Below are 22,984 nucleotides of genomic sequence, written 5' to 3' on the forward strand. Positions count from 1 at the left end.
AATTAAAGAAATCATCACTTTTCAAATATCAGAATACAATGAAATTGATTCAATTATTTTTAATCGCTGCTGCCGTTTTCGTTTTTTCTTCTTGCGAAAATGATAAGGCAGCCAATACAGAGTCGACTGAAGCTGCTACACAAGAGCAAAATGCAGAAAGCAACTCAAGTAGCAATGTGGTTAGCTTAAATGCAGACCAAGTGAAGATGGCAGGAATTAAAAGTGGAAAAATCGAAAAGAAAACAATTTCTGCAAAGGTAAAATGTAGCGGAATGATCGATGTTCCACCAGAAGGTATCGCCAGCATACATCCAGTAATGGAAGGTTTTGTAAAAGCAGTAAAAGTATTAGAAGGAGAAAAAGTAAGTAGAGGGCAAGTACTTGGTATATTAGAAGACCCTGCTTACATCACGCTTCAAGAAGAGTACTTGAAAGTAAACAGTAAATTAAAGTTTGCAGAAAAAGAATATGAGCGCCAGCAAAAACTAAGTGATGAAAATGCTACTGCGCTAAAAACTTTTCAGCAAGTAGAGTCAGATTTTGCGGTATTAAAATCAGAAGCTGCTGGATTAAAAGCTAGATTAAACATGCTTGGTTTAGATACCGAACAGATTAAAGCTGGCAAAATTCAGGAAGTAATCTATATTAAATCACCATTTAACGGAACTGTAGCAGGAGTTGAGCTAAATATTGGCCAGCATGTAGATGCACAAACAGAAGCTTTTAAGGTGGTAAACAAAGACCATATCCACGGAGAATTAAATGTGTTTACACGCGACATTCTTAAAATTAAAAAAGGGCAAAAAGTAAGGTTTACTGTGAATGGTTCTGACAAGCACTTCGAGGGAGAAGTATTTTTAATCGGCGAAACAGTTAACGAAGAAAACAACACTGTAAATGTGCATATCGATCCGATAGGAGATGTTTCTTTGTTAAAATTAGGAATGTTTATAAGTGCTGAAATTATGGTTTCTGATGCAGAACAAGACGCAGTGCCAGAACTTTCTGTAGTAAAAGACGAAGAAAATTCATTCATTTTTATTGATAGAGGTAATTATACCTACGAAAAATATCCTGTGAAAGCGGGAACTGTAATGGATGGATATTGTGCTGTAGATGGTATAGAAAATTTATCAGAAGGGGTTAATGTTGTAACACAAGGAGCCAATTATATCTGGGCATCATTGTAATCAGCTTTTCTATTTCTCAAAATCATTGTATTATTGAGTGATTTGAATTTAAAAATGAAAAGCATGATAAAACTTAAAGAGCTTAGAATAGGCTTATTTCTAGCTGTAATAATATCTATACTCAGTGCATGTGGAAAAACGGAAGTACCTCAGGGGACAACCTATGAGGTACTTGAGCCAGATGCTTTCTCCAAAAAAATGGAAGAAACGGCAGATTACCAACTGGTAGATGCACGAACTCCAGGAGAAGTGGCTTCTGGAAAACTATCGGGTGCAGTGGCGTATGATTACAAAGCTGATGAGATAGATAAAGCTGCAAATGAACTTGATAAAAACAAACCAGTGTTTATCTATTGTGGCAGTGGTATTAGAAGTGAGAAGTCTGCTGAAATTTTGATGAAGGCAGGTTTCACTGAAATTTACGACATGAAAGGCGGAATGAAAGCCTGGAAAGCTGCTGGTAAAGAAGTTGAAAAATAATGTAATTTTGCAGATATAGAACTTTATATAGGTTCAACTCTTTCTAAAATTAGATTAAAAAATTCTTGATTTATGCGGATAGATAAATTTTTGTGGTCGGTAAGAATTTTTAAAACCAGAAACGTTGCTGCAGAAGCTTGTAAGTCTGGCAGGGTTACTATGAGCGGACAGTTTGTGAAATCTTCCAGAGCAGTGAAAGAAGGCGATGTGATCGAGGTAAAAAAGACTCCGATTTGGCGTAAATTCAAAGTAAAAAAACTACTTAAGAGTAGAGTAGGAGCCAAATTGGTAGATGAGTATGTACAAGATCTCACACCGGCAGAAGAACTGGAAAAACTGGAAATAATTCGCAAGTCGGGTATCCTTTCGAGGCCACGTGGTTTGGGTAGACCAACCAAAAAGGAAAGAAGGGATATAGACAAGCTATTGAATGAAGACGATGGCTGGCCACTCGATTTCGATGATGATGGCGATGAATAAAATTCCAACTTTATAAGACAAAGGGAACAGAATTTAAACTCTGTTCCCTTTTTTTGTGACTATGAGAACAATCGAATTATGCTTATTCTTCTGTTTAATACTTATTATTCCAGTTAAGGCACAATAATTAGGGTATATAAATGATCCAGATGGTTATACAAATTTAAGGCTTAGTCCTTCTGGCAAATCGGATATTATTGGTGTTATTTTAAGTGGGCAGACTTTTAATTTTTATCCAGATATTAATTCTGATTGGTGGAAAGTGGACTTCGAGTTTCGGACTGGATATGTGCATAAATCAAGGATAAAGTATTTTGATGAGGTAGAATCTGAGATAAGTAAATTGTTTCTGAGTTATGTCGAGAGTAATCCTGCAAATGTTGAATTCAGTGAGATGAATAGTGAGCTTTTATTTGAGTATGCTCAAAACTTCCCTTTAGCTACACTCACAGCATTTTGTAAACAGCCAGATAATGTTAAGTCATTTTTAATTTCCAAATATCAAACTCCAATAAATGATGGCATCGATTTGCAGTTAATTTATTCACGTTTAGTGAATGTAAAATCATTGTGTTTTGGTGATCATAAAATTACTGATGCATTGAAGGTAGCAGCCAAAAATTCTGATATTGAATTAAAAAACCTCAAAAGCTTTGTTAAAGATATTCATGATTTAAATAGGCCAGATAAATATTCGACATTGACTAATCACATGTTCGTGTCGGAATTAGAGGGAAAACCAATAACATATTATTTGAATCATGCTGATATTGATGTATATGCTAAGATGTTTTACCAAGGTCAGTTTGCTCTTTCGGATGATGATTTGACCTTTAGTTTTCTAGATAGTCTTTTAACTACAAATCCAGATACCAAACCTTTCTACTTTCATATTTTTAATTGTATTGTAAGAGTTAGCGATGGTGCATTATCAGAAATTGTATCTGGTTATTGTAATACCTATTTTGAAAAGTATCCTTGTGATTTTATTGCTATTAAAGCAAGAGATAATTATTCTGAGCTTTATACTAAATGGATAAATTTTACAGCATATGAGTATTATTTTGAATTTGGGTCAATAGATGAGTTCAACAATAAAATTGATGAAATAGAGAAAAAAGTAAAAATAGATTGTGAGGGTGATTTAGACGAAATAGGAAATATTAGAGTGAAAATCACAACATTTCTTCAGAAAGAATAGTAGATGCCCAAAGCAGAAATTAAGTGTTGGTGTTAATTTTCACACCAACACTTTTAATTACATATGCTTCTTAATACATCCCTTTCTTAGTGATTTTTTTAATCATCTTATGAAGCTGTTTGTCTTTGGCTTTCTTCTCCAAAAAAGCTTTCTGATCTGTTCGGGTTTTCATGTATGCATCTTCCCGTTGCAGTTTTAAGAAATTCTCATACTGAGATTCAGAAATATCTCCTTCTTCTAAAGCTTCTAAAACAGCACAGCCCTTTTCTACTGTATGGGTGCAATCTCGGTAACGACATGAATCAGCTAATTCAGTAATATCAGCAAAAGTACTTTCTAAGCCTTGGCTAGCTGAATAAAGCTGAAATTCTCGCATACCCGGCGTATCAATCAAAATACCACCTTCTGGCAAAAGAAACATTTCTCGTCGAGTAGTTGTATGCTTACCTCTATCATCTTGCGACCTAACAGCTCCGGTTAAAGCCATATTTGTTTCAGAAAGTGCATTAATAAGTGTAGATTTTCCGGCTCCCGAAGAACCCATAAAAACAATGCTTTCTCCTTCTTTAATATAGCTTTTGAGTTGCTCTATCCCTGTTTTTTGTAAAGCACTCAGCATAATTACAGGTACATCTTTAAGCTGATCTTGTACCAGTTTTAATTTAGCATCAGCATCATTTGCAATATCTGCTTTGTTGAGCACAATTACAGGTTGTATAGAGGCTTCTTGTACCATCACCACAGTTCTAAAAAGGCGATTTATATTAAAGTTGTTATCGAGCCCTTGTACAAGAAACACAATGTCTATGTTTGTTGCGATAATCTGTTCTTCTGTGCGTTTTCCAGCTACTTTTCTGCCAAGCGAAGTCTTTCTTTCATAAACGAAATGAATCACTCCTTTAAGCTCATCGTGAAATAACTGAACTGAAACCCAGTCTCCTGTTTTGGGTAACTCGGTGGCATTATCAACACTAAACATTAGCTTGCCTGTGCATTCTGCGGTAATTTCTCCAAGCTTTGGAACTAGCAACAGATAGTTGTTTTTATTTTCTGCTGAAACTCTAGCATCAGTAAAAATGCCGTATTCAGATTGATTTTTTTGTTCTTCAAAAAAGGTATTCCAGCCCAAAGTTTCCTTTGAATAAATTTTCATTGTAGTAAAAAGTAAATTTTTGAAAATATAATTTAAGGCTCCTTGTGTAAAAGGAGTAAATGGGGTTTGCCAAGATTTAACTTAAGAGTAAGTAAATCTGTGGCTTAGCGCACTTCTGGCAGTATGTGGGAATATGATGAAGAAATATGCAAAAAATAAATTTTGTTTACAGCAGCCAAGATGCTGCTTTTTTATCAGAAAGTCAAGTACTTTTAAGCTGCCATTATAAAATTTTTGCCTTCTACATAACCTTTCTGTATTAGAAAGTTTCTTATTTTTTCTCTTGCCCCTCTGTTACCTACATAAGAAATAATAAAAATTTTGCCAGGTGGAGGAATGTTTTCAAAGTGGTAATAAGTCTCTGAAATTTCAGGAGCATTAATTACATCAATATATGCGGTTATATTGATGTTATATTTTTCGAGTAACGAAGCCCTTTGTTTAGATTTTTTACCCATTCCCCAAATGGCTATATGCGGGTAAAATGGATTGTTTTTCTTTAACCATTTGGAAAGATAAAAAGCTTTGGTTTTATAAAAAGCAGCTATACTATATCTTTTGTCAGTACGGCTTAATCTGCTAGCTGAATCGTTCCACTGTAGCAATGGTTCAGGTATTTTGGCGATTTGATAATCGGCTTCTAATACTCTTAAAAACCAATCGTAGTCTTCTGGAAAGTTACCATGTTTGTAAGATCCAACAGTCTCAAATACTTCCTTTCTGCACATTATACTGGGGTTTACCACAGGCTGCTCTACAAATCTGTTAAGTGCGATTTGCTCAGGGGAAATGAGCTTGTTAGACCAGTTTACAAAATGTTGAAAACCTCTATTTTTGTTTGTTGGCAAAAGCTGTACTTGAGAAGCAACGATGGAGATTTGCCTATTATCTTTCAGTAATTGTATTTGCTTTTCTAGTCTTTTGGGAGTGGATGTGTCGTCTGCATCCATACGAGCTATAAATTTGCCATTAGCTAATTGAAGCCCTTTGTTAAAAGCATTCGCAACTCCGGGAGCATTTTCTTGTATTAGGCGTATTTTCTGGTGTTTTGAGGCAAGATTTTTTGCAACTTGATAAGAATTGTCGGTTGAGCAATTATTGATTAAAACGAGCTCAAAACTTTCAAATTTTTGTTTAAGTATGCTATCAATAGCTGAGTGAAGAGTGGCTTCGGCATTGAAATAGGGGAGGATGACTGATATTTCGGGGTCATCATCATTCATACATCACTCTTCTGGCAATACTTCTGCCGAGTGTTACCTCGTCTGTGTATTCCAATTCGCCACCTACCGGAACACCTCTGGCAATAGCGGTAATTTTAATGTTTCTTTCTTTGAGCTTTTTCATAATATAGAAAGCAGTTGTATCTGCTTCCATCGTAGAGTTAAGTGCAAGAATAATCTCCTTAACTTCTTCATTTTGAGCTCTTTCGAATAGAGATGATAGATTTAAATCTGCGGGTGAAATACCTTCTATTGGAGAGATAACTCCACCGAGTACATGGTACATGCCAAAGTACTGAGCTGTATTTTCTATTGCCATTACATCTGAAGTGTTTTCTACTACGCAGATAGTACCTTTATCTCTAGAATTATTGTTACAGATATTGCAAATTACATCGTCGGAAATACTATGGCAGCTACTGCAATACTTTATTTCTGAGCGAAGTTTTAAAATAGCATTAGACAAATTTTGAGAAACGTCTTCCTCTTGTTTTAATAGAAATAATGCGAGCCTAAGCGCTGTCTTTTTTCCAATACCCGGTAGTTTGGAAATTTCGTTGATAGCATCATCTAGTAAACGGGAAGGGTAGTTCATCTTGTTATAATATTAAGCCATTCAAACCCGAAAAATAGAGAATGGATGGCCGTTTGATAAATTTAGTTTCTAAAAATAAGTACAGCGAAAGAAATAAAAAAGGGCTTTTTTTAAATATTTATGAGCCACAGTTACAGAATATGAGATAAGACTAGCTGATAACTGTTGTAATCAGTTATTAGTGAAGGATTAAGCAACTTCAGCACTGATTCCTCTATCGCAAATTGCGGTACACATTGGAGCCAATTTTTCATAAGAACCGTTTTTAACTACACATTTTCCTTTGTAATGTATAATTAGAGTACATTGTTCGGCCTGTTCTTTTGTGTGCTCGCAAATGTCAATTAATGCCTGAATTACGTGGTCAAAAGTATTTACATCATCATTAAATACAACTAGATTTCTTTCTTTTTCAGAATCTGTGTCCACTTCATCCAGTTCAAGTACTTCAACATCCACTTCAGGTTTTGCGCCAAGATGAAATTTAATATTATAGAGCATTTTGATTCTGGTTAAAATATTCTTTTTATTAATTAAATACTTTTAGAGTTAAAGCATTTAATTGTAAAATGTTTTACTACTAAATTAAAATGCAAATTTACAATATATTCCGTATTAATGCATAACAGGTTCTCACCTGTATTTTAGTATAATCTTTTTTTACATAAAAAGTTCATCTAATCTTTCAGAACCAAGCATCGCAATTATCTTTTTCCCATCCGGACTATAGTTGGGATTAGAAGAAGCAAAAAGTTGCTCTATTAATGCTTGTCTTTCATCACTGTGTAATCGGTCGCCCTCCTTTAAAGAAGCTTTTTTAGCCATAATTTTAGCCATTTTGCTTTTCTTTTCATCTTCCAATGATGTCTGATTCATTTTAATTTGCTCCAGAAAACTCTCTATAATACTATCTGCTGCAGATTCTTTAATTTCTGCTGGAATCCCTCTTAAAATAAATGCTTGTTGGCCAAAAGGCTCCAATTCAAAACCGATTTGGTGAAGTTCTGGTAATACACCAATTAAAGTAGCACAATCTGCAGGAGGTAACTCAATGGTTTGTGGGAAAACCAATTTTTGAGAAATGCCTTTTCCGCTTTCGAGTCTGTTAATAAACTGATCGTACAAAATTCGCTCATGAGCGGCTTGCTGGTTAATTACCATTAAGCCCGATTTTACCTGAGCAACAATGTATTTATATTTTATTTGAAGTGTTTTTTGAACCCTAGCTTGGTGCTCGTTTAGCTTTTCTTCTTGCTCTGCCTGCTCGTTAATTTCATTTGCTGCACTACTGAAAGTGATTTCAAGTGGTTTGCCAGATTTTTCTGGTACATCTGATCGGCTTTTTAATTCCATAAATTCATTTTCCCACTTGCGTGTTTTATCAGGATCGGGATATAGCTTTTGCCAGTTTTTAACCTGATTATTATTAAAAGTACCTGTAGGCACAGTAAACTTATTGTTGCTTCCACTGCTAATATTACTGTTATTGGCAGAAGAGGGCAAAGTAGAAGCGGCTCTCTGTGTGGCATAGTTTACATCCAAGTCAAAATCGATGGAAGGAGTAATTCCATTTGAAGCAAGTGCTTGTTTAATTGTAGCACTTACTACGGCATATATGGTTCTTTCATCGTCAAATTTGACTTCTGTTTTGGTTGGATGCACATTAATATCTACATGAACAGGGTCTAGGTCTATTTTTAATGCATAAAAAGGGAATGTTCCTTCTGGCAGTAATTCCTCGTAAGCATTCATAATGGCATGGTGCAAGTATGGATGCTTTACATAGCGGCCATTCACAAAGAAAAACTGCTCACCTCTAGTTTTCTTGGCAGATTCTGGTTTGCCAATGTATCCTTCGATGAGCACATGTTGTACTTCTTCTCTACAAGGGATGAGTTGATCTTGATATTGCTTACCAAAAATACTTACAATTCGTTTTGCCAGCTTGCCAGATTTTAAGTTGAGTGTTTCTAGATCATCCTGATATAAAGACATATTTATTTCAGGATTAGAAAGTGCCACTCTTTGAAATTCTTCAATAATGTGGCGCATTTCAACCGGATTGGATTTTAAAAAATTTCTTCTGGCTGGTACATTAAAAAACAGGTTTTTTACAGATACAGTAGTACCTGTTTGACTCATTACGGGTTCCTGTCTTTTAATCTCAGATCCTTCAATTTCAATCAAAACACCAGTTTCATCACTTTCTTGGCAGGTTTTTAACTCAACTTGAGCAACTGCAGCAATAGAAGCCAAGGCTTCTCCTCTGAAACCAAAAGTTAGTATCTTAAACAGATCTTCTGTGTCAGCAATTTTTGACGTAGCATGGCGCTCAAAGCACATCCTTGCATCGGTTTCTGACATCCCTTTACCGTCGTCTACTACCTGTATAAGTGATTTTCCAGCGTTTTTGATTATTAAAGTAATCTGAGAACTTCCTGCATCAATAGAGTTTTCAAGCAGTTCTTTTACTACAGAAGAAGGCCTTTGTACCACTTCTCCAGCCGCGATCTGATTAGCTAGTGATTCAGGAAGTAAATGTATAACATCCCTCATGAATGTAAATTAATTTGAATTAAGCTATGCTTACAAAGTACAAAAAACAAAATGTTTTATTTTTGTTACTTTAAATTTATTAATTATTGAAATTAATAAAAAAAGAAAAATATTTATTAATAATTTGTTTTTATTTCAATTTTTTATACTTAAATCTTTGTCTGGTTGTATTACCAGTTAATTCTTTCCTTTTTTCTTCATATTCTGTAAAGTTACCTTCGAAGAAACGCACTTTTGCATCACCTTCAAAAGCCAGAATATGGGTAGCAATTCTATCAAGAAACCATCTGTCGTGACTGATAATTACAGCACAACCTGCAAAGTTATCCAATGCTTCTTCTAATGCTCTTAATGTGTTTACATCCAAGTCGTTGGTAGGCTCATCGAGTAATAGTAGGTTAGCCCCTTGTTTCAAAGTCATAGCCAGATGTACACGATTTCTTTCACCACCAGAAAGCACACCAACTTTTTTCTGTTGATCGCTACCAGAGAAATTGAATTTACTTACATATGCTCTAGAGTTAATTTCTCTAGTACCTACTGTAAGCAGTTCATTTCCATCTGAAATGGTTTCCCAAACTGTTTTTTCTGGGTCTAGGTGGGTATGTTCTTGGTCTACATAAGCGATATCTACAGTAGAACCAATGGTAATATTACCTTTATCTGGATTTGCTTTATTGGTAATTAAATTGAAAAGCGTGGTTTTACCTGCACCATTAGGACCAATAACACCTACAATACCACCTTGTGGAAGTGAGAATGTAAGGTCTTCGTAAAGCACTTTATCGCCAAAGGTTTTGGTTATTCCTTCTGCATTAATAACCACATTACCTAACCTCGGACCATCTGGTATGTATAATTCCAGTTTCTCTTCTTTTGCTTTTCCTTCTTCAGAAAGCATTTTTTCATAAGAATTAATTCTGGCTTTTTGCTTGGCTTGTCTAGCTTTTGGCGACATATTGATCCATTCCAACTCACGTTGTAAGGTTTTTTGGCGCTTAGACTGAGATTTTTCTTCTTGTGCTAATCTGTTTTGTTTTTGAGATAACCAAGAAGAATAATTGCCTTTCCATGGAATACCTTCTCCTCTGTCTAGTTCAAGAATCCACCCGGCTACATTATCTAAAAAGTATCTATCGTGAGTTACTGCTATTACAGTACCTTTATATTGCTGTAAGTGTTGCTCAAGCCAATGTACAGATTCTGCATCTAAGTGGTTGGTAGGTTCGTCGAGTAGGAGTACATCTGGCTCTTTTAGTAATAATCTACAAAGTGCTACTCTTCTTTTTTCACCACCAGAGAGTACGCCAATTTTTGCGTCTTCAGGTGGGCAGTTAAGGGCATCCATTGCCTTAGCCAATCTGTTGTCTAACTCCCAAGCATTGTGATGATCAAGTTTTTCTTGAACTTCTCCCTGTCTTTCAATGAGTTTATTCATTTCGTCGTCAGACATAGGGTTGGCAAATGCCATATTTATTTCGTCGAATTCTTTAAGAAGATCAACAATTTCTTTTACACCTTCCTGTACTACTTCTTTTACAGTTTTTTCAGGGTCGAGCTGAGGTTCTTGTTCCAGATAACCAACTGTGTATCCTGGAGAAAAAACTACATGGCCATTGTAAGACTTATCTACACCTGCAATAATTTTTAAAAGTGAAGACTTACCTGAGCCATTTAAACCGAGAATACCAATTTTAGCTCCGTAGAAAAAAGAAAGATAAATATTTTTTAGTACCTGTTTATTGGGGGGATGAATCTTACTTACCCCTTCCATCGAAAAAATGATAGTTTCGTTACTCATGGGAGTTAGTTAATTGAATTAATTTTTTAATTTTATTGAAAATTCTTGCTAATTTAAATCATTCAGAAAAAAAAATAATTGAATGAGGTTAGTCATATTTTTTTGGATATTTTCAATTGAAAATGATATTTTTAAGCAATATTAGTGATATCAACTGTTGTTACGCGCAAATGCAGCCTTTTTATTGAAAAATTGATATTTATTAATGTGTTTTAATAATTATCGCTGTAATTTTTTTAACTTTTTGCCAAAACAAACGAAAATTAGAAACCAATGTCAGAATCAACAATTAAAGAATATCCCGAAATCTCAGAGTTCGGGTATATTAAAGATGGAAAAGTTTATCTGAAAGGCTATTTTGAATTCAAAGATAGAGAATTAGGTGTAGTAAGAGAAAGTGATGAAGAAAGTATGCGCTATTTCGTGAATCGTTACGAAATGGTGAAAAAGAAACTCGAGGACGTAAAAAATTCTGTAGTTGAAGCAGAGAATAAGGGCTCCTATTTAATGAAATTAATCCACATGCGTACATATTTAGCGCAGTATAATGGATTAGGAGATTTTATCGTGCTTTTCAATGAAATTAACGAGCTCGAGGATGAGATAAACGCCTATATTGAGAAGAATAGGGAGAAGAATTACGAAATTAAAACAGCTTTACTAGAGGAAGCAAACAGCTTAAAAGGAAGCACCGACTGGAAAAATGCTTCTAACAAATTTAAGGAGCTCAAACTAAAATGGATTAAAACCGGTAGCGCTCACAAAGAGGTAGATGACCGCCTTACCGATGATTTTAATAATGCATTAGACTATTTCTTCCAAAGAAGAAAGTCATTCTTTGATGAGCAGACCAAAATTCAGAATGAACGCTTTATGCGTTACAGAAAGCTGGTTTACCAGATTGAAAACATTAATAAGGCAGGGTCTGATCCAGAGAAAAAGCAATTTGTTAAAAATCTTCAGCGTGAATGGAAAAACGTTGGAAATCTTCCTATTAAGAAGATTAAAAGGCTACAAATTACTTTTAAGAAGGAGCTCGATAAATATTTTAATAGCCTCAAATACAGTGTATCTATTCGAGATAAATCGGCTATTGAGATTAAAAGAGATTTACTTAATGGTGTATCTGACATGCTAAAAATGGATGGTAGTAAAGTAAATATCAACGAGATTAAGCAAGTTCAGGACAACTGGAAAAAACTTGGAAAACAAACTAATCATCAGGAAGATAAAGAGCTTAATCTTAGATTCCGAATTGTTTGTAACGAGTTGTTTGAAACTTATTTTCTTGAGAAATCGACTAAGTATTTCCACCCTGATATTTATAAGAGATCACTACCAGATCAGGCAAGACTAAGAATTGTAGTGCTTAAAGAATCTATTAAGAAAGATGAGCAAGAGCTGGAAGACTTCCAGAAGAAACATGCATTTGTGCTTGCTCAAGGTATGCGCTCGTCTTCAAATATGAATATCTTTCAGCAAAGAAATAATTTTGTAAATAAGCTAAAAACGAAAGGGCGTATTCTTGAAAAGCTAGAACAAGTAATACAATCTTAATTTTTATAGATTTAGATCATAAAAAAACCGAAGAATGCCTTCGGTTTTTTTGTGCTTTCTATTTTATATATTCTTTCCTACTCAACCACTACACCCATATCTGAGTATTTAGCGATTCTTTTTTCTATTCTCTTGTCTACACTAAGTTTTTCTAACTTGGCAGTTTCTTTAAGAATTGTGTCTTTTACAGCCTGCGTAATAATCTTGTAGTCTGTATGTGCTCCACCAAGAGGCTCTTCTATAATACCATCTACTAACTTGGCTTTTTTCATATCCTCGGCAGTTAGTTTCATCGCTTCAGCGGCTTGTTCTTTGTAATCCCAACTTCTCCAAAGAATGGTAGAACAGTTTTCAGGCGAAATTACAGAGTACCATGTGTTTTCAAGCATAAATACTTTATCACCTATCGCAATGCCTAATGCGCCTCCAGAAGCTCCTTCACCAATTACTATACAAATAATTGGCACTTTAAGCATAAACATTTCTTTGAGGTTACGTGCAATTGCTTCTGCTTGTCCTCTTTCTTCTGCTTCTATTCCAGGAAATGCACCAGGAGTATCTATAAAGCAGATTATAGGCTTATTAAATTTTTCAGCAATTTTCATGAGACGAAGCGCCTTTCTATAGCCAGAAGGGTTAGGCATACCGAAGTTACGCATTTGTCTTTGTTTGGTGTTTCTGCCCTTTTGCTGACCTATGAGCATAAAGGTTTTACCATCAATGGTACCTAATCCACCAACCATTGCCTTATCGTCTTTTACATTTCTATCACCATGAATCTCGATAAAATCCGAAGTGATTTCATAAATGTAATCGAGGGTGTAAGGTCTCTCTGGGTGACGAGACAGTTGTACCTTTTGCCAGCGGGTAAGATTCTTAAAGGTATTCACTTTAAGTTCGTTTATTTTTTGCTCTAGTGAATCGATTGCCTCTTTAATGTCAACGTCGTTATTCTCAGCCATTGCTTCCATTTCTTGAAGTTTTGCTTCCAGCTCTGCAATTGGCTTTTCAAAATCTAACAAATTGCTCATAGATATTTGCTTAATTTATTATAAATAGCCTTTATTAGCTATTGGTTTCACTTACTCTCATAATATTGAGAGCTGTTTCAGCTTAATACGAGTCGCTAATATAATTGATTTCGGATAAAAGGCAGAAAGGACAGTGATTTTATTACCAGTAAGTATTTCTTACTGGTAATAAATCCTGCTTGAAAAGGTGAATTTACTGAAGCATTGAGATTAATAAGACCAGTAGTATACTTACTACCAAGCCTAACATAATTTTTGCAAGGTCTCTTAATACTAATTGGAAAACACTTGCAAAGCTTTGTATATTTAATTGGTAAGATATGGCAAACTCTCTACCTGCTAATAAACCAACAAAAACCCATGTAGTACTCATTGGTATATTACTCATCTCTTTAAAAATTAATAAGATGATACCATAAATAAAGTCGATAATAGTAGCTGATCTTATATCAGTAGTATTGGTTTTGGAGGTTACTATTTTCTGTATTGAGCCACCCTTGTTATAGAAAATATAGCAGATTAATGATAAGATGAGTACCAGTGAAAAGATAAGGTAAGCAAGTGGTAACTCTCTGGGTAAAAACACATAGATATTAGCAAGGTCTTGAATTAACCATTGGCTCCACAAAAAACCAGTAGAAAACCATTGCATTACAACCCATTTATTATCAGCTTTAAGATATTTGTGGTCTAGAAAATATTTTTCAACCTTTTTAGCTATTAAAAAATATAATACTATTGCTGCACCAAATGCAACTATGTAGCCTAAAATTGATTTGCTAAGCATTTTTCCGATAGTAGATTTACCAGAGAATATGCTTATTAAAATATCAACGGCATTACCTTGAATGCTTTCGTCGCTGCTAATAGAGAAGATACTTAGAATAAGGAAGGTAGTACTTACTGGTATGCCGTAACGAGTAATGATTAACAAAACAAGTGGAGGTAGCATATACCACCAGTAAAATGGAGAAGGTAATTCACCTAATCCTTTTGAGCTTAATCTTCCGTAGGAAACGTCTCCATTGTAATGTAACCAGCCATAAACTAGAACAACAGATAGAATGCCGCCGGTATAAATTGAAAGAATCCACCAGGGTCTTTCCCTGTTTGAACTTAAAAATGTGCCGAGTGTTTGAATAACATCGTTAGCTACTACAGAGTAAGCAGCAAACATAAAACCGGCGACCATGAAAACTAACTCCATTGTTTGATTTATTTAGCTATGCTTGTATGCTTTAAAAAAAGCTTTGTCTTAATTTGCAAAGGGCAGCAAAATACTGTGTTGAAAAAGGCAATTGCAAATTAAAACTGGGCAAATAAACCATATCAGTAAAAATTTAATATTTAGTTATTATTGCGTTTATGTTAACAAATACTCAAGACAAAAAAGATATAAGAAAGCTCGATCTAAATGCGCTGGCAGATTTCCTTAAAAACAATGGGGAGCAAGCATTTAGAGCCAAGCAGATATATGAATGGTTATGGAAGAAATCGGCTCACAGCTTTGATGACATGACTAACCTTTCTATTAAAACTAGAGAATTATTGAGTGAAAACTTTATAATTAATCCTGTTGTGGTTGATCATTCTCAAATTAGTAATGATGGTACCATAAAATCTGGTTTTAGGTTACACGATAAACATTTAGTAGAGGGAGTGCTCATTCCGGCAGATGATAGAATGACTGCTTGTGTTTCTTCGCAAGTAGGTTGTTCGCTTACCTGTAAATTTTGTGCAACAGGTTATATGGATAGAAAAAGAAACTTGGATGCTGCTGAAATTTATGATCAGGTTGTAGCTATTTCTAGACAGGCGGAAGAGCGTTACCAAACTCCACTTACAAACATTGTTTATATGGGCATGGGTGAGCCATTGTTAAACTATAAGAATGTTTTGGAGTCGGTAGAATATATAACTTCTCCTAAAGGGCTTGGAATGTCGCCTAAGAGAATTACTGTTTCTACAGCGGGCATAGCTAAAATGATTAAGAAACTAGGTGACGATGAGGTGAAATTTAGATTGGCTTTATCTCTGCATGCAGCAAATGATGAAAAAAGAGCGCAGATAATGCCGATTAACGACCAAAATAATTTGGATGTGTTGAGGGATGCCTTGAAGTATTATTTCCATAAAACTAAAAATGCTGTTACTTATGAATATATCGTGTTTCATAATTTTAATGACAGTATTAAAGATGCAGAAGAGCTTTACAGATTTACCAAACACTTGCCAAGTAAAGTAAATATTATAGAATATAACCCAATAAGTGAGGCGGGTTACCAAAATACGAAAGAAGATAGGCTAGAAATGTTTGGCGAATATCTTACAAGAAAGGGTGTAAATGTGAATATTAGAAGAAGTAGGGGTAAAGATATTGATGCAGCGTGTGGGCAATTGGCAAATAAGAACTAAAATTTATTTGATTAAAAAAGAACCCCTTCACTGTTTTGAGTGAAGGGGTTTATATTTTTTAGCCGTTTAACTACTTGGTTGGGAATTTCATTTTATAGTCATGCTCAACTTTTCCTTTGCTAATGCCATTGAGTTTTCCTTTAAGTAGGCGTTTTTTGAATGAGCTTAAATGGTCTGTAAACAAAATGCCTTCTATGTGGTCGTATTCGTGCTGAACAACTCTGGCAACTAATCCATCGAAGGTTTCTGTATGCTCTTCCCAGTTTTCATCAAAGTAGTTAATAGTTACTTTTTCTTGTCTTGTAACTTCTTCTCTAATTTTTGGAATGCTTAAACAACCTTCTTCAAATGGCCACTCTTCACCTTCTTCTTCAATTATTTCTGGATTTATAAACACCTTTTTATAGCCTTCCAGGTTTTCTGGATCCATGGCATCTGCGTCTATAACAAAAATTCTAAGTGATTTGCCAATCTGTGGTCCGGCAAGTCCTACACCATTAGCTGCATACATGGTTTCAAACATGTCTTCAGTCAACTTTTTCACGTCAATGTCACCATCTTTATCTATATCTTCAGCTTTTTTTCTTAATACCGGGAAACCGTAAGAATAAATTGGATAAATCATTTTGCTATCTGTATTAATTATGATTATTGATTTTGGAGAAAATCTTTGCTATCCATAAATGACTGTAAAATAATTACAGCACTTATTTTATCAATGTTAGATTTATTTTTTCTGTCTTTTTTCTTCATGCCTCCAGCTACCATTGCATTTACGGCCATACGGGAAGTAAATCGCTCATCTACAGTGAAAATCTTTTTCTCAGGGAAAAGTTTGGTAAGCTGTTCTTTGAATTTTAGAACTAGTGGAGTGGCATGAGTTTCTGACTGATCTAGGTTTTTAGGCATTCCTAAAACAATACTTTCAACATTCTGTGTCTTAAAATATTCTGTAAGAAACTTGATAAGGTTTTCGGTAGGTACTGTGTCTAGTGCATTTGCAATAATCTGAAGTTCGTCAGTTACTGCGATGCCTGTTCGCTTTTTGCCATAATCTATTGCCAGAATTCTTGCCATCCTGCAAAAGTAAAGTTAATAAGGCAAAAGCACACAGGTTCGGCATAAGTATTTATTGAACAAATGTAATTTCCGGAGCTTTTCGAAAATTTTGCCGAACCTGTGAATAGTTTTTTATAAGATGTATTGGCTATAATCTTTGTTTGCTACAAGACCAGAAAGTCTTTCATGAACCATTTCTTTTGTAACAGAAAGTCTTGAGTTTGGAGTAATTACATCTGGTACATCAAATAAGAAGTCGTTGAGTAATTTACTCATTACAGTATGTAATCTTCTAGCACCAATGTTTTCGATCTCGCTGTTAATTGTAAATGCGATTTCTGCAATTTCTTCTAATGCATCTTCCTGAAATTCTAATGAAACTGACTCAGCTTCAAAAAGTGCTGAGTACTGTTTAGTAAGGGCATTTTTTGGTGTTTTTAGAATATTGAAAAAGTCTTGTTTAGTTAGACTATCTAATTCTACACGAATTGGGAAACGCCCTTGTAACTCAGGAATGAGGTCAGAAGGTTTTGACACGTGGAATGCACCTGCTGAGATAAATAAAATATGATCTGTTTTAATTACACCATATTTTGTATTTACAGCACTTCCTTCTACAATTGGGAGTAAATCTCTTTGTACACCCTCACGGCTTACATCAGGTCCTTTACCACCACCAGAACCTACTGCAATTTTATCTATCTCGTCTATAAAGATAATTCCAGCATTTTCGCATTTAAAAACGGCTTCTTCTTTCACCTCATCCATATCGATGAGTTTAGCACTTTCTTGCTCCATTAAGATTTTGCGAGCTTCACTAATAGTTACTTTGCGTTTCTTTTGCTTTTTAGGCATCATTCCAGAGATCATTTCCTGAATGTTCATCATAGAAACTTCATCAACACCACCACCTACAAGACCAACACCAGGATTGCTATTGTTATCCACAACAATCTCGATTTTGCGATCTTCTAACTCTTTGTTCTTAATTTTTTCTCTGAAACGTTCGCGGGTTTTTTCATTCAATTCCTGATCTGAAGATTGGAATCCAACGTTATTTCCGCTGTTCGATGTATTGCTAGATTTTAGAGGTGGGATTAATGCATTTAAAAGAAGATCTTCAACAATCTGCTCAGCTTTTTCATTTACTTCTTTCTTCTTTTGAGTCTTTACCATTTGTACAGACTGCTCCGAAAGGTCTCTTACCATGCTTTCTACATCTCTACCCACATAACCAACTTCGGTAAATTTAGAAGCTTCTACTTTAATAAATGGTGCATCTGCGATGTTTGCCAACCTTCTGGCGATTTCAGTTTTACCTACACCGGTAGCTCCGATCATCAGTATGTTGTTTGGCATAATTTCTTTCTGAATTTCCGGTTTGGAATTCATTCTTCGCCAACGGTTTCTGAGAGCAATGGCTACATTCCTTTTCGCTTCGTTTTGTCCGATAATATATTTATCGAGTTCCGCAACAATTTCTTTTGGTGTGTAATATTTATTATTGTCAAGCATATTAAAACTTTTATAAATTTTACTCAATAACTCGCCGACGCTTAATTAGGCTCTTAGTATCTATAGCCAGAGAAAAGATGTTGGTGCCTCCTGAAATGTGTTGTACAGCTCTTGAGTATGACAGTTCGAATCTCTTTAATCTGATCATCAGTCCATAAGAAAAACCAGCAAGCCCTTTTCTTTGTTCAACCTGTAACTCTCTTCTTTGTAAAAAGTTATAAGCTAACCGAAGGTTTAAATTTTTAGAAAATACAAATTCACCTCCAAACACAAAGTGCCTTGACAATTTGTCAGCAAAGCTTATTTTATTATCAATTTCTTCCCCAAAAGCATCAACCTCAGATTTAGTATTAGGATCGTCATAAGCAATATTAAGAAATTCTGTCAGGTGATGTGCTGTTACAGAAAATCGTAAAGGCATCATTTTCGGTTTAAAAGTAGCTCCTAAAATGGCATCAAATGGCATTTCAAAGCTTTGTTCGTCTGTGTATTGCGAAAAGGCAAAACCAAAGTTTTGTAGCACGAGTCCTACTTTTAAGTCTTGTTCAGGATGAATAAAAGCACCTCCGATAGTGAAGAGCATGCCACTAGCTTGATAAGTTTCTATAGTAGATTGCACAAATTTTACTGTACCACCTATTGAAAAGGGCCCACTCATGCGTGCATGGCTAATGCCAACAGAAAAATCGTTGGCATTGAATGTACCTTGGTATAATCCGGTAAGATCGTAGGAGTCAAACTCTCCATAGCTGAGTTGTTGTATAGCGATGCCCCACATACCTTTTGCTGATAGCTTTCGGGCATAATTTAGTTGATTGTTTTTTACACCAGCATTATAGCTGTAATGGTTTAGTGCTAAATACTGGTCTATAGAATCGGTTAGTAATGCTGGGTTTGCAGAAAACATACTGGCATCTAACTGTTGTGAGCTTACATTTACTCCACCCAAACCTACCATGCGGGTATTTACTGGTAGGTTTACAAATTCAAAAGTAGATATACCACCCACCTGTGCAAAAACAGGAACCTGAATGAGTAAAGTAAAAATGAAAGCTGGGAAATATTTGCTAATAAATAAAGCAGTCTTTAACCGCATGCGAAACACTAGTTGTAAGAAAAAATGAATCAAAGCTAAATTTAAGTAATACCTTATAGCAAATGTAAAGTTTCTTATTTCTTGTGCTGTATTTACATTTAAAAAATTGAGCAGATTGTTTAGTTATTTGCAAATAACTGCTTTAAACATGATTGGAAATAAATAAAAAAGCCTTGTTGTAATTTTACAACAAGGCTTTTTTTAAAGTATTTATGGAGTTTTATATGCTTAATTTAAAGTTTAATGGAACTACTACCCATCTTTCTACTGTATTTCCTGAAGCATCTCTGGCAGGTTCGAATTTAAAAGCGTTTATTTTCTCTATGCAAGCTTCAGTTAGGGCTTTGTCTGCACTTTTAACAATCTCATATTTCATTGGAGAACCGTCTTTACCAACATAGATTTTTGTAAGCACTTTGCCTTCAATTCCTTGTTTACGGCAAGAAATAGGGTATTCAATGCTGTTTCTTACCTCCGAATAATTGACTGGCCTTGGTGGAACTACAAAAGTTTCTTCTGTATTTACAGCAGTAAAATCTGTATTTGTACTAGAAACCAAAGTTTGTGCATTTGCTGCAAAACCGAATAAGAAAAAAGCTGTAAGTGCTGAAAGCGATAGTTTTATATATTTTAACATGTTTCTAAAGTTTTATGTTGACTCTCTATTAATCCTTTACGCAAATATAAATACAATGTTAACTATATGTTACATAATGATGATTTATTTTAATTAAACATTAACAGGTGTTATTCGAAAAGTAACATTTTTGTGATATTTAGGATAAAACAGCTATTTAGGCTTGTAGAGACTTTTTGGTAGGAACTTATCAGAATTTAAGACTGTAATAGTTTCGAAATTTCGATACTTAACAATATTTTTTATCTACGTCTGAACCTTCATGAAATTAATTAAAACTACGGGGCTTATACTGTTTATTACAGGCTTTATAACCTTTAATTACACCTTCTTTTTGTCTAATTATGAGCTTACAAGAAACATTGTAAGCGAGCAAATTCCCGATGGCTTACAAGAGTCTTTTACTCAAGAAGCATCAAGCATTATTGATAATACCATTTCTTCATCTTTTAAATTTATTGCTGAGTTAGACAAAGCATTTGAGACTATAAATGCGCAAGTACTAGATGCTTATGCAGTGAGCGATAATGAGTTGGATGAGCTGCTAAACGCTGCCCAAAAAGATGGGCAATATGTATTAACAGAAGATGTGGTAAAATCGGTTTTTAATGGTAACGATGAAGCAACTGCATTTAAACAAAAAGCAATTATCGATTATGGGAGCTGGCTTTTTGGAACTACATATTCTACAAAAGATGAGTTGAATAATAACCTGTCAGGTGTGGTAGATAACATACGAAAATATGGCATTATTAATCAAAAAGGATTTGATAGATACAAGATAAAAGACATCAAAACTTCTATTACAAAAGCTGCTACTAAAAGTCCAGTAAAGGATAATCCGTGGTTATTTATATTACTTACTTATGGTTTGTGCATCGTTGGGGCGAGTATGTACATTTTGCCAAAGTTAAATGAAGGAAAGCCGGGAATTAAGAATAATGGCATATTTAAGAGTGCCATGCATAATAAAGGCTGGTTAGGGATTTTAACAGGTACTTACCTTATACTTTTCTATATATTTTTATACTACTATCCAGAATATATGCTCAACTGGATAATAATGGTAGATCCGATTAGTATTTTGCTAAAAGGGAGTAATGGTGGCAGATTTTTCCTTTACGGGTTTATATATACGCTTAGTATATTGGTAATGGGTGTGCGAATGATTATCAAATACAGACATAGTAAGTATCAGATTGTCCGTACTTTTTCAGTTATGTTTTTTCAAACTGCATTTGCCTTTCTTATTCCTGAAATACTCTTAAGATTAAACCAACCTTATTACGATTTTAAAAATATCTGGCCGCTAGACTACGATTTTTTCTTTGATAATGAATTGAGTACGCTGGTATCTAATGGAAGTATTGGCATTTTTATGTTGGGTTGGGGCATTACACTTATAGTAATTGGTGTACCGGTGTTTGTGTATTTTTTCGGAAAACGCTGGTATTGCTCTTGGGTTTGTGGTTGTGGTGGTCTAGCAGAAACTCTTGGCGATCCATACAGGCAATTATCTGACAAGTCTCTCAAAGCTTGGAAGATTGAAAGATATTCTATTCATGGTGTATTGGTATTTGCTGTTTTAATGACGATAGGTGTATTATACACTTACTTTAGTGGATTGGGTAGTTTGTTGGGTGTAAATACTTATATAATTAGAGAAACTTATGGTGCTTGGATAGGCGCAGGCTTTGCCGGAGTAGTAGGAACAGGCTTTTATCCTTTAATGGGCAACAGAGTTTGGTGTAGGTTTGGTTGCCCTTTAGCTGCTTATTTAGGAATCGTTCAGCGATTTAAATCAAGGTTTAGAATTACAACCAATGGTGGGCAATGCATTTCATGTGGTAATTGTTCTACTTATTGCGAAATGGGCATAGATGTGCGTTGGTATGCACAAAGAGGTCAAAATATTGTACGCTCATCTTGTGTGGGTTGTGGAGTGTGTTCAGCTGTGTGCCCGAGAGGAGTGCTAAATTTAGAAAATGCTTCTGAAGGAAACAGAACAACTACCCCAATTGTTATTACAGGCAGAGAAGTTAAAGCCGTAAACAGCTAATTTTTAAATGAACGATCTAAATTTTTAAAAAAAAGTGTAGATTACGGTGTGATTTTGACAAAAAAACGGTTCTAATAAATGTAAAATGATGGATTATATCCATAAATTCTGACTATATGTCAGCTTTTTACATCTAGCAACACTTTTGAAACAGGATTTTGTGTAAATTCAAAATGAACATTTTAAGATGATATTAAAAGACGAGTTTAGAAATTTTGCTGTAAAAGGAATGGGTATCAACAGCATGGTACTTGATCATTACGTAGGTAATGTTGAAAACATGACCAGAACGGTAATAGAGGAAAGAGAAAGACGATTTGCAGAAATTGATGTGTTTTCAAGACTTATAGCAGATCGAATAATATTTCTTGGTGCTCCTATTGATGATTATCTTTCTAATATAATTGTCGCTCAGCTGCTTTTCCTCGAATCATTAGATTCTAAAAAAGACATATTAGTATATATCAACAGTCCGGGAGGTTCTGTTTATGCAGGTCTGGGAATTTACGATACAATGAATTATGTAAGACCTGATGTTGCTACTATATGTACTAGCATGGCTGCTTCTATGGGAGCTGTATTATTATGTGCTGGTGCAGAAGGCAAACGTACTGCTTTACCTCATGCAAGAGTAATGATTCACCAACCATTTGGTGGTGCTCAAGGTCAGGCTTCTGATATTGAGATTACTGCAAGAGAAATTCAGAAAGTTAAGAAAGAACTTTATGAGATAATTGCTACCCATAGTAAACAGCCATACGAGAAGGTTTGGGAAGATTCTGACAGAGATTATTGGATGTCAGCAAAAGAGGCAAAAGAGTATGGAATAATAGATGAAGTACTATCTCATCATAACGAAAAGTGATTTTTCGTATTTATCTATTATTTTTACACTATGGAACAGGCCTGAAAATTGAATTTTCAGGCTTCGTTGTA

General features: G+C 34.8%; 21 protein-coding genes. 8 read left to right on the top strand and 13 right to left on the bottom strand.

The features are described from left to right. Window positions 1–38: 38 nt before the first annotated feature. The 4 genes from OQ292_RS14505 (at window position 39) to OQ292_RS14520 (ending at window position 3,351) form a co-directional block, all read left to right on the top strand. Window positions 39–1,190, top strand: a complete 1,152-nt coding sequence (locus tag OQ292_RS14505; RefSeq protein WP_284682860.1) for an efflux RND transporter periplasmic adaptor subunit — start codon at window positions 39–41, stop codon at window positions 1,188–1,190. A gap of 63 nt (window positions 1,191–1,253) precedes the next feature. Beyond that, window positions 1,254–1,670: a rhodanese-like domain-containing protein gene (locus OQ292_RS14510; protein WP_284682861.1), complete on the top strand. Its 417-nt coding sequence runs from the start codon at window positions 1,254–1,256 to the stop codon at window positions 1,668–1,670. Window positions 1,671–1,742: 72 nt separating this feature from the next. Then, window positions 1,743–2,150: an RNA-binding S4 domain-containing protein gene (locus OQ292_RS14515; protein WP_284682862.1), complete on the top strand. Its 408-nt coding sequence runs from the start codon at window positions 1,743–1,745 to the stop codon at window positions 2,148–2,150. 136 nt (window positions 2,151–2,286) lie between these two features. Next, window positions 2,287–3,351, top strand: a complete 1,065-nt coding sequence (locus tag OQ292_RS14520) for an SH3 domain-containing protein (RefSeq protein WP_284686008.1) — start codon at window positions 2,287–2,289, stop codon at window positions 3,349–3,351. Window positions 3,352–3,421: 70 nt separating this feature from the next. Here the strand turns inward: OQ292_RS14520 and rsgA are convergent, their stop codons facing one another. From rsgA to ettA, 6 genes are all read right to left on the bottom strand, one after another. Further along, window positions 3,422–4,504, bottom strand: coding sequence for a ribosome small subunit-dependent GTPase A (rsgA, locus tag OQ292_RS14525; protein ID WP_284682863.1), 1,083 nt, complete (start codon window positions 4,502–4,504; stop codon window positions 3,422–3,424). Between the two features lie 212 nt (window positions 4,505–4,716). Beyond that, window positions 4,717–5,727, bottom strand: a complete 1,011-nt coding sequence (locus OQ292_RS14530) for a glycosyltransferase family 2 protein (protein ID WP_284682864.1) — start codon at window positions 5,725–5,727, stop codon at window positions 4,717–4,719. Further along, complete coding sequence (recR, locus tag OQ292_RS14535) at window positions 5,720–6,322, bottom strand: recombination mediator RecR (protein ID WP_284682865.1); 603 nt, start codon at window positions 6,320–6,322, stop codon at window positions 5,720–5,722. The genes OQ292_RS14530 and recR overlap by 8 nt, the downstream gene beginning before the upstream one ends. Before the next feature lie 189 nt (window positions 6,323–6,511). Continuing rightward, window positions 6,512–6,823, bottom strand: a complete 312-nt coding sequence (locus OQ292_RS14540; RefSeq protein WP_284682866.1) for an ATP-dependent Clp protease adaptor ClpS — start codon at window positions 6,821–6,823, stop codon at window positions 6,512–6,514. Window positions 6,824–6,982: 159 nt separating this feature from the next. Then, window positions 6,983–8,878 carry a DNA mismatch repair endonuclease MutL gene (gene mutL / locus OQ292_RS14545; protein ID WP_284682867.1) on the bottom strand — a complete coding sequence of 632 codons (1,896 nt, stop codon included), beginning with the start codon at window positions 8,876–8,878 and terminating at the stop codon, window positions 6,983–6,985. A 130-nt stretch (window positions 8,879–9,008) separates the two neighbouring features. Further along, the gene (gene ettA / locus OQ292_RS14550) at window positions 9,009–10,679 is read right to left on the bottom strand and encodes an energy-dependent translational throttle protein EttA (RefSeq protein WP_284682868.1); all 1,671 of its coding nucleotides are present in this window, start codon (window positions 10,677–10,679) and stop codon (window positions 9,009–9,011) included. Between the two features lie 273 nt (window positions 10,680–10,952). Between ettA and OQ292_RS14555 the strand changes: the two genes are divergently transcribed. Next, window positions 10,953–12,236 (top strand): DUF349 domain-containing protein, encoded by a 1,284-nt coding sequence (locus OQ292_RS14555; RefSeq protein WP_284682869.1) that lies wholly within the window; start codon window positions 10,953–10,955, stop codon window positions 12,234–12,236. A gap of 77 nt (window positions 12,237–12,313) precedes the next feature. On the opposite strand, the gene OQ292_RS14560 is transcribed toward OQ292_RS14555, so the two are convergent. Both OQ292_RS14560 and OQ292_RS14565 read right to left on the bottom strand, forming a co-directional pair. Next, on the bottom strand, window positions 12,314–13,267 hold the full coding sequence (locus tag OQ292_RS14560; RefSeq protein ID WP_284682870.1) for an acetyl-CoA carboxylase carboxyltransferase subunit alpha: 954 nt from the start codon (window positions 13,265–13,267) through the stop codon (window positions 12,314–12,316). Between the two features lie 193 nt (window positions 13,268–13,460). Next, window positions 13,461–14,474: a hypothetical protein gene (locus tag OQ292_RS14565; protein WP_284682871.1), complete on the bottom strand. Its 1,014-nt coding sequence runs from the start codon at window positions 14,472–14,474 to the stop codon at window positions 13,461–13,463. A 158-nt stretch (window positions 14,475–14,632) separates the two neighbouring features. Here OQ292_RS14565 and rlmN point away from each other — a divergent pair, with 158 nt between their 5' ends. Next, the gene (gene rlmN / locus OQ292_RS14570; RefSeq protein WP_284682872.1) at window positions 14,633–15,682 is read left to right on the top strand and encodes a dual-specificity RNA methyltransferase RlmN; all 1,050 of its coding nucleotides are present in this window, start codon (window positions 14,633–14,635) and stop codon (window positions 15,680–15,682) included. Window positions 15,683–15,752: 70 nt separating this feature from the next. Here rlmN and def read toward each other — a convergent pair whose 3' ends face one another. The 5 genes from def to OQ292_RS14595 all read right to left on the bottom strand — a co-directional run bounded on the left by def (window position 15,753) and on the right by OQ292_RS14595 (window position 19,989). Beyond that, the gene (gene def / locus OQ292_RS14575) at window positions 15,753–16,307 is read right to left on the bottom strand and encodes a peptide deformylase (RefSeq protein WP_284682873.1); all 555 of its coding nucleotides are present in this window, start codon (window positions 16,305–16,307) and stop codon (window positions 15,753–15,755) included. Between the two features lie 23 nt (window positions 16,308–16,330). Further along, window positions 16,331–16,759 carry a Holliday junction resolvase RuvX gene (gene ruvX / locus OQ292_RS14580; protein ID WP_284682874.1) on the bottom strand — a complete coding sequence of 143 codons (429 nt, stop codon included), beginning with the start codon at window positions 16,757–16,759 and terminating at the stop codon, window positions 16,331–16,333. Between the two features lie 114 nt (window positions 16,760–16,873). Then, window positions 16,874–18,256, bottom strand: coding sequence for an ATP-dependent protease ATPase subunit HslU (gene hslU / locus OQ292_RS14585; protein ID WP_284682875.1), 1,383 nt, complete (start codon window positions 18,254–18,256; stop codon window positions 16,874–16,876). Window positions 18,257–18,275: 19 nt separating this feature from the next. After that, window positions 18,276–19,352 (bottom strand): type IX secretion system protein PorQ, encoded by a 1,077-nt coding sequence (gene porQ, locus OQ292_RS14590; RefSeq protein WP_284682876.1) that lies wholly within the window; start codon window positions 19,350–19,352, stop codon window positions 18,276–18,278. Window positions 19,353–19,572: 220 nt separating this feature from the next. Further along, on the bottom strand, window positions 19,573–19,989 hold the full coding sequence (locus OQ292_RS14595; RefSeq protein WP_284682877.1) for an energy transducer TonB: 417 nt from the start codon (window positions 19,987–19,989) through the stop codon (window positions 19,573–19,575). Between the two features lie 262 nt (window positions 19,990–20,251). Between OQ292_RS14595 and OQ292_RS14600 the strand changes: the two genes are divergently transcribed. Together OQ292_RS14600 and OQ292_RS14605 are read left to right on the top strand one after the other, a co-directional pair. Next, window positions 20,252–22,048 (top strand): 4Fe-4S binding protein, encoded by a 1,797-nt coding sequence (locus OQ292_RS14600; protein WP_284682878.1) that lies wholly within the window; start codon window positions 20,252–20,254, stop codon window positions 22,046–22,048. A 187-nt stretch (window positions 22,049–22,235) separates the two neighbouring features. Then, on the top strand, window positions 22,236–22,913 hold the full coding sequence (locus OQ292_RS14605; RefSeq protein ID WP_284682879.1) for a ClpP family protease: 678 nt from the start codon (window positions 22,236–22,238) through the stop codon (window positions 22,911–22,913). Window positions 22,914–22,984: the final 71 nt, after the last annotated feature.

The organism is Chondrinema litorale (assembly GCF_026250525.1).
Lineage (GTDB): Bacteria > Bacteroidota > Bacteroidia > Cytophagales > Flammeovirgaceae > Chondrinema > Chondrinema litorale.

Excerpts from the sequence above, each read along its gene's own strand:
- rlmN (WP_284682872.1), top strand. The coding sequence starts at position 14,633 with ATGTTAACAAATACTCAAGACAAAAAAGATATAAGAAAGCTCGATCTA.
- porQ (WP_284682876.1), bottom strand. The coding sequence starts at position 19,352 with ATGCGGTTAAAGACTGCTTTATTTATTAGCAAATATTTCCCAGCTTTC.
- mutL (WP_284682867.1), bottom strand. The coding sequence starts at position 8,878 with ATGAGGGATGTTATACATTTACTTCCTGAATCACTAGCTAATCAGATC.
- OQ292_RS14605 (WP_284682879.1), top strand. The coding sequence starts at position 22,236 with ATGATATTAAAAGACGAGTTTAGAAATTTTGCTGTAAAAGGAATGGGT.
- ruvX (WP_284682874.1), bottom strand. The coding sequence starts at position 16,759 with ATGGCAAGAATTCTGGCAATAGATTATGGCAAAAAGCGAACAGGCATC.
- def (WP_284682873.1), bottom strand. The coding sequence starts at position 16,307 with ATGATTTATCCAATTTATTCTTACGGTTTCCCGGTATTAAGAAAAAAA.
- OQ292_RS14595 (WP_284682877.1), bottom strand. The coding sequence starts at position 19,989 with ATGTTAAAATATATAAAACTATCGCTTTCAGCACTTACAGCTTTTTTC.
- OQ292_RS14600 (WP_284682878.1), top strand. The coding sequence starts at position 20,252 with ATGAAATTAATTAAAACTACGGGGCTTATACTGTTTATTACAGGCTTT.
- rsgA (WP_284682863.1), bottom strand. The coding sequence starts at position 4,504 with ATGAAAATTTATTCAAAGGAAACTTTGGGCTGGAATACCTTTTTTGAA.
- OQ292_RS14540 (WP_284682866.1), bottom strand. The coding sequence starts at position 6,823 with ATGCTCTATAATATTAAATTTCATCTTGGCGCAAAACCTGAAGTGGAT.
- OQ292_RS14565 (WP_284682871.1), bottom strand. The coding sequence starts at position 14,474 with ATGGAGTTAGTTTTCATGGTCGCCGGTTTTATGTTTGCTGCTTACTCT.
- OQ292_RS14560 (WP_284682870.1), bottom strand. The coding sequence starts at position 13,267 with ATGAGCAATTTGTTAGATTTTGAAAAGCCAATTGCAGAGCTGGAAGCA.
- OQ292_RS14555 (WP_284682869.1), top strand. The coding sequence starts at position 10,953 with ATGTCAGAATCAACAATTAAAGAATATCCCGAAATCTCAGAGTTCGGG.
- OQ292_RS14510 (WP_284682861.1), top strand. The coding sequence starts at position 1,254 with ATGATAAAACTTAAAGAGCTTAGAATAGGCTTATTTCTAGCTGTAATA.
- hslU (WP_284682875.1), bottom strand. The coding sequence starts at position 18,256 with ATGCTTGACAATAATAAATATTACACACCAAAAGAAATTGTTGCGGAA.
- recR (WP_284682865.1), bottom strand. The coding sequence starts at position 6,322 with ATGAACTACCCTTCCCGTTTACTAGATGATGCTATCAACGAAATTTCC.
- OQ292_RS14515 (WP_284682862.1), top strand. The coding sequence starts at position 1,743 with ATGCGGATAGATAAATTTTTGTGGTCGGTAAGAATTTTTAAAACCAGA.
- OQ292_RS14505 (WP_284682860.1), top strand. The coding sequence starts at position 39 with ATGAAATTGATTCAATTATTTTTAATCGCTGCTGCCGTTTTCGTTTTT.
- ettA (WP_284682868.1), bottom strand. The coding sequence starts at position 10,679 with ATGAGTAACGAAACTATCATTTTTTCGATGGAAGGGGTAAGTAAGATT.
- OQ292_RS14530 (WP_284682864.1), bottom strand. The coding sequence starts at position 5,727 with ATGAATGATGATGACCCCGAAATATCAGTCATCCTCCCCTATTTCAAT.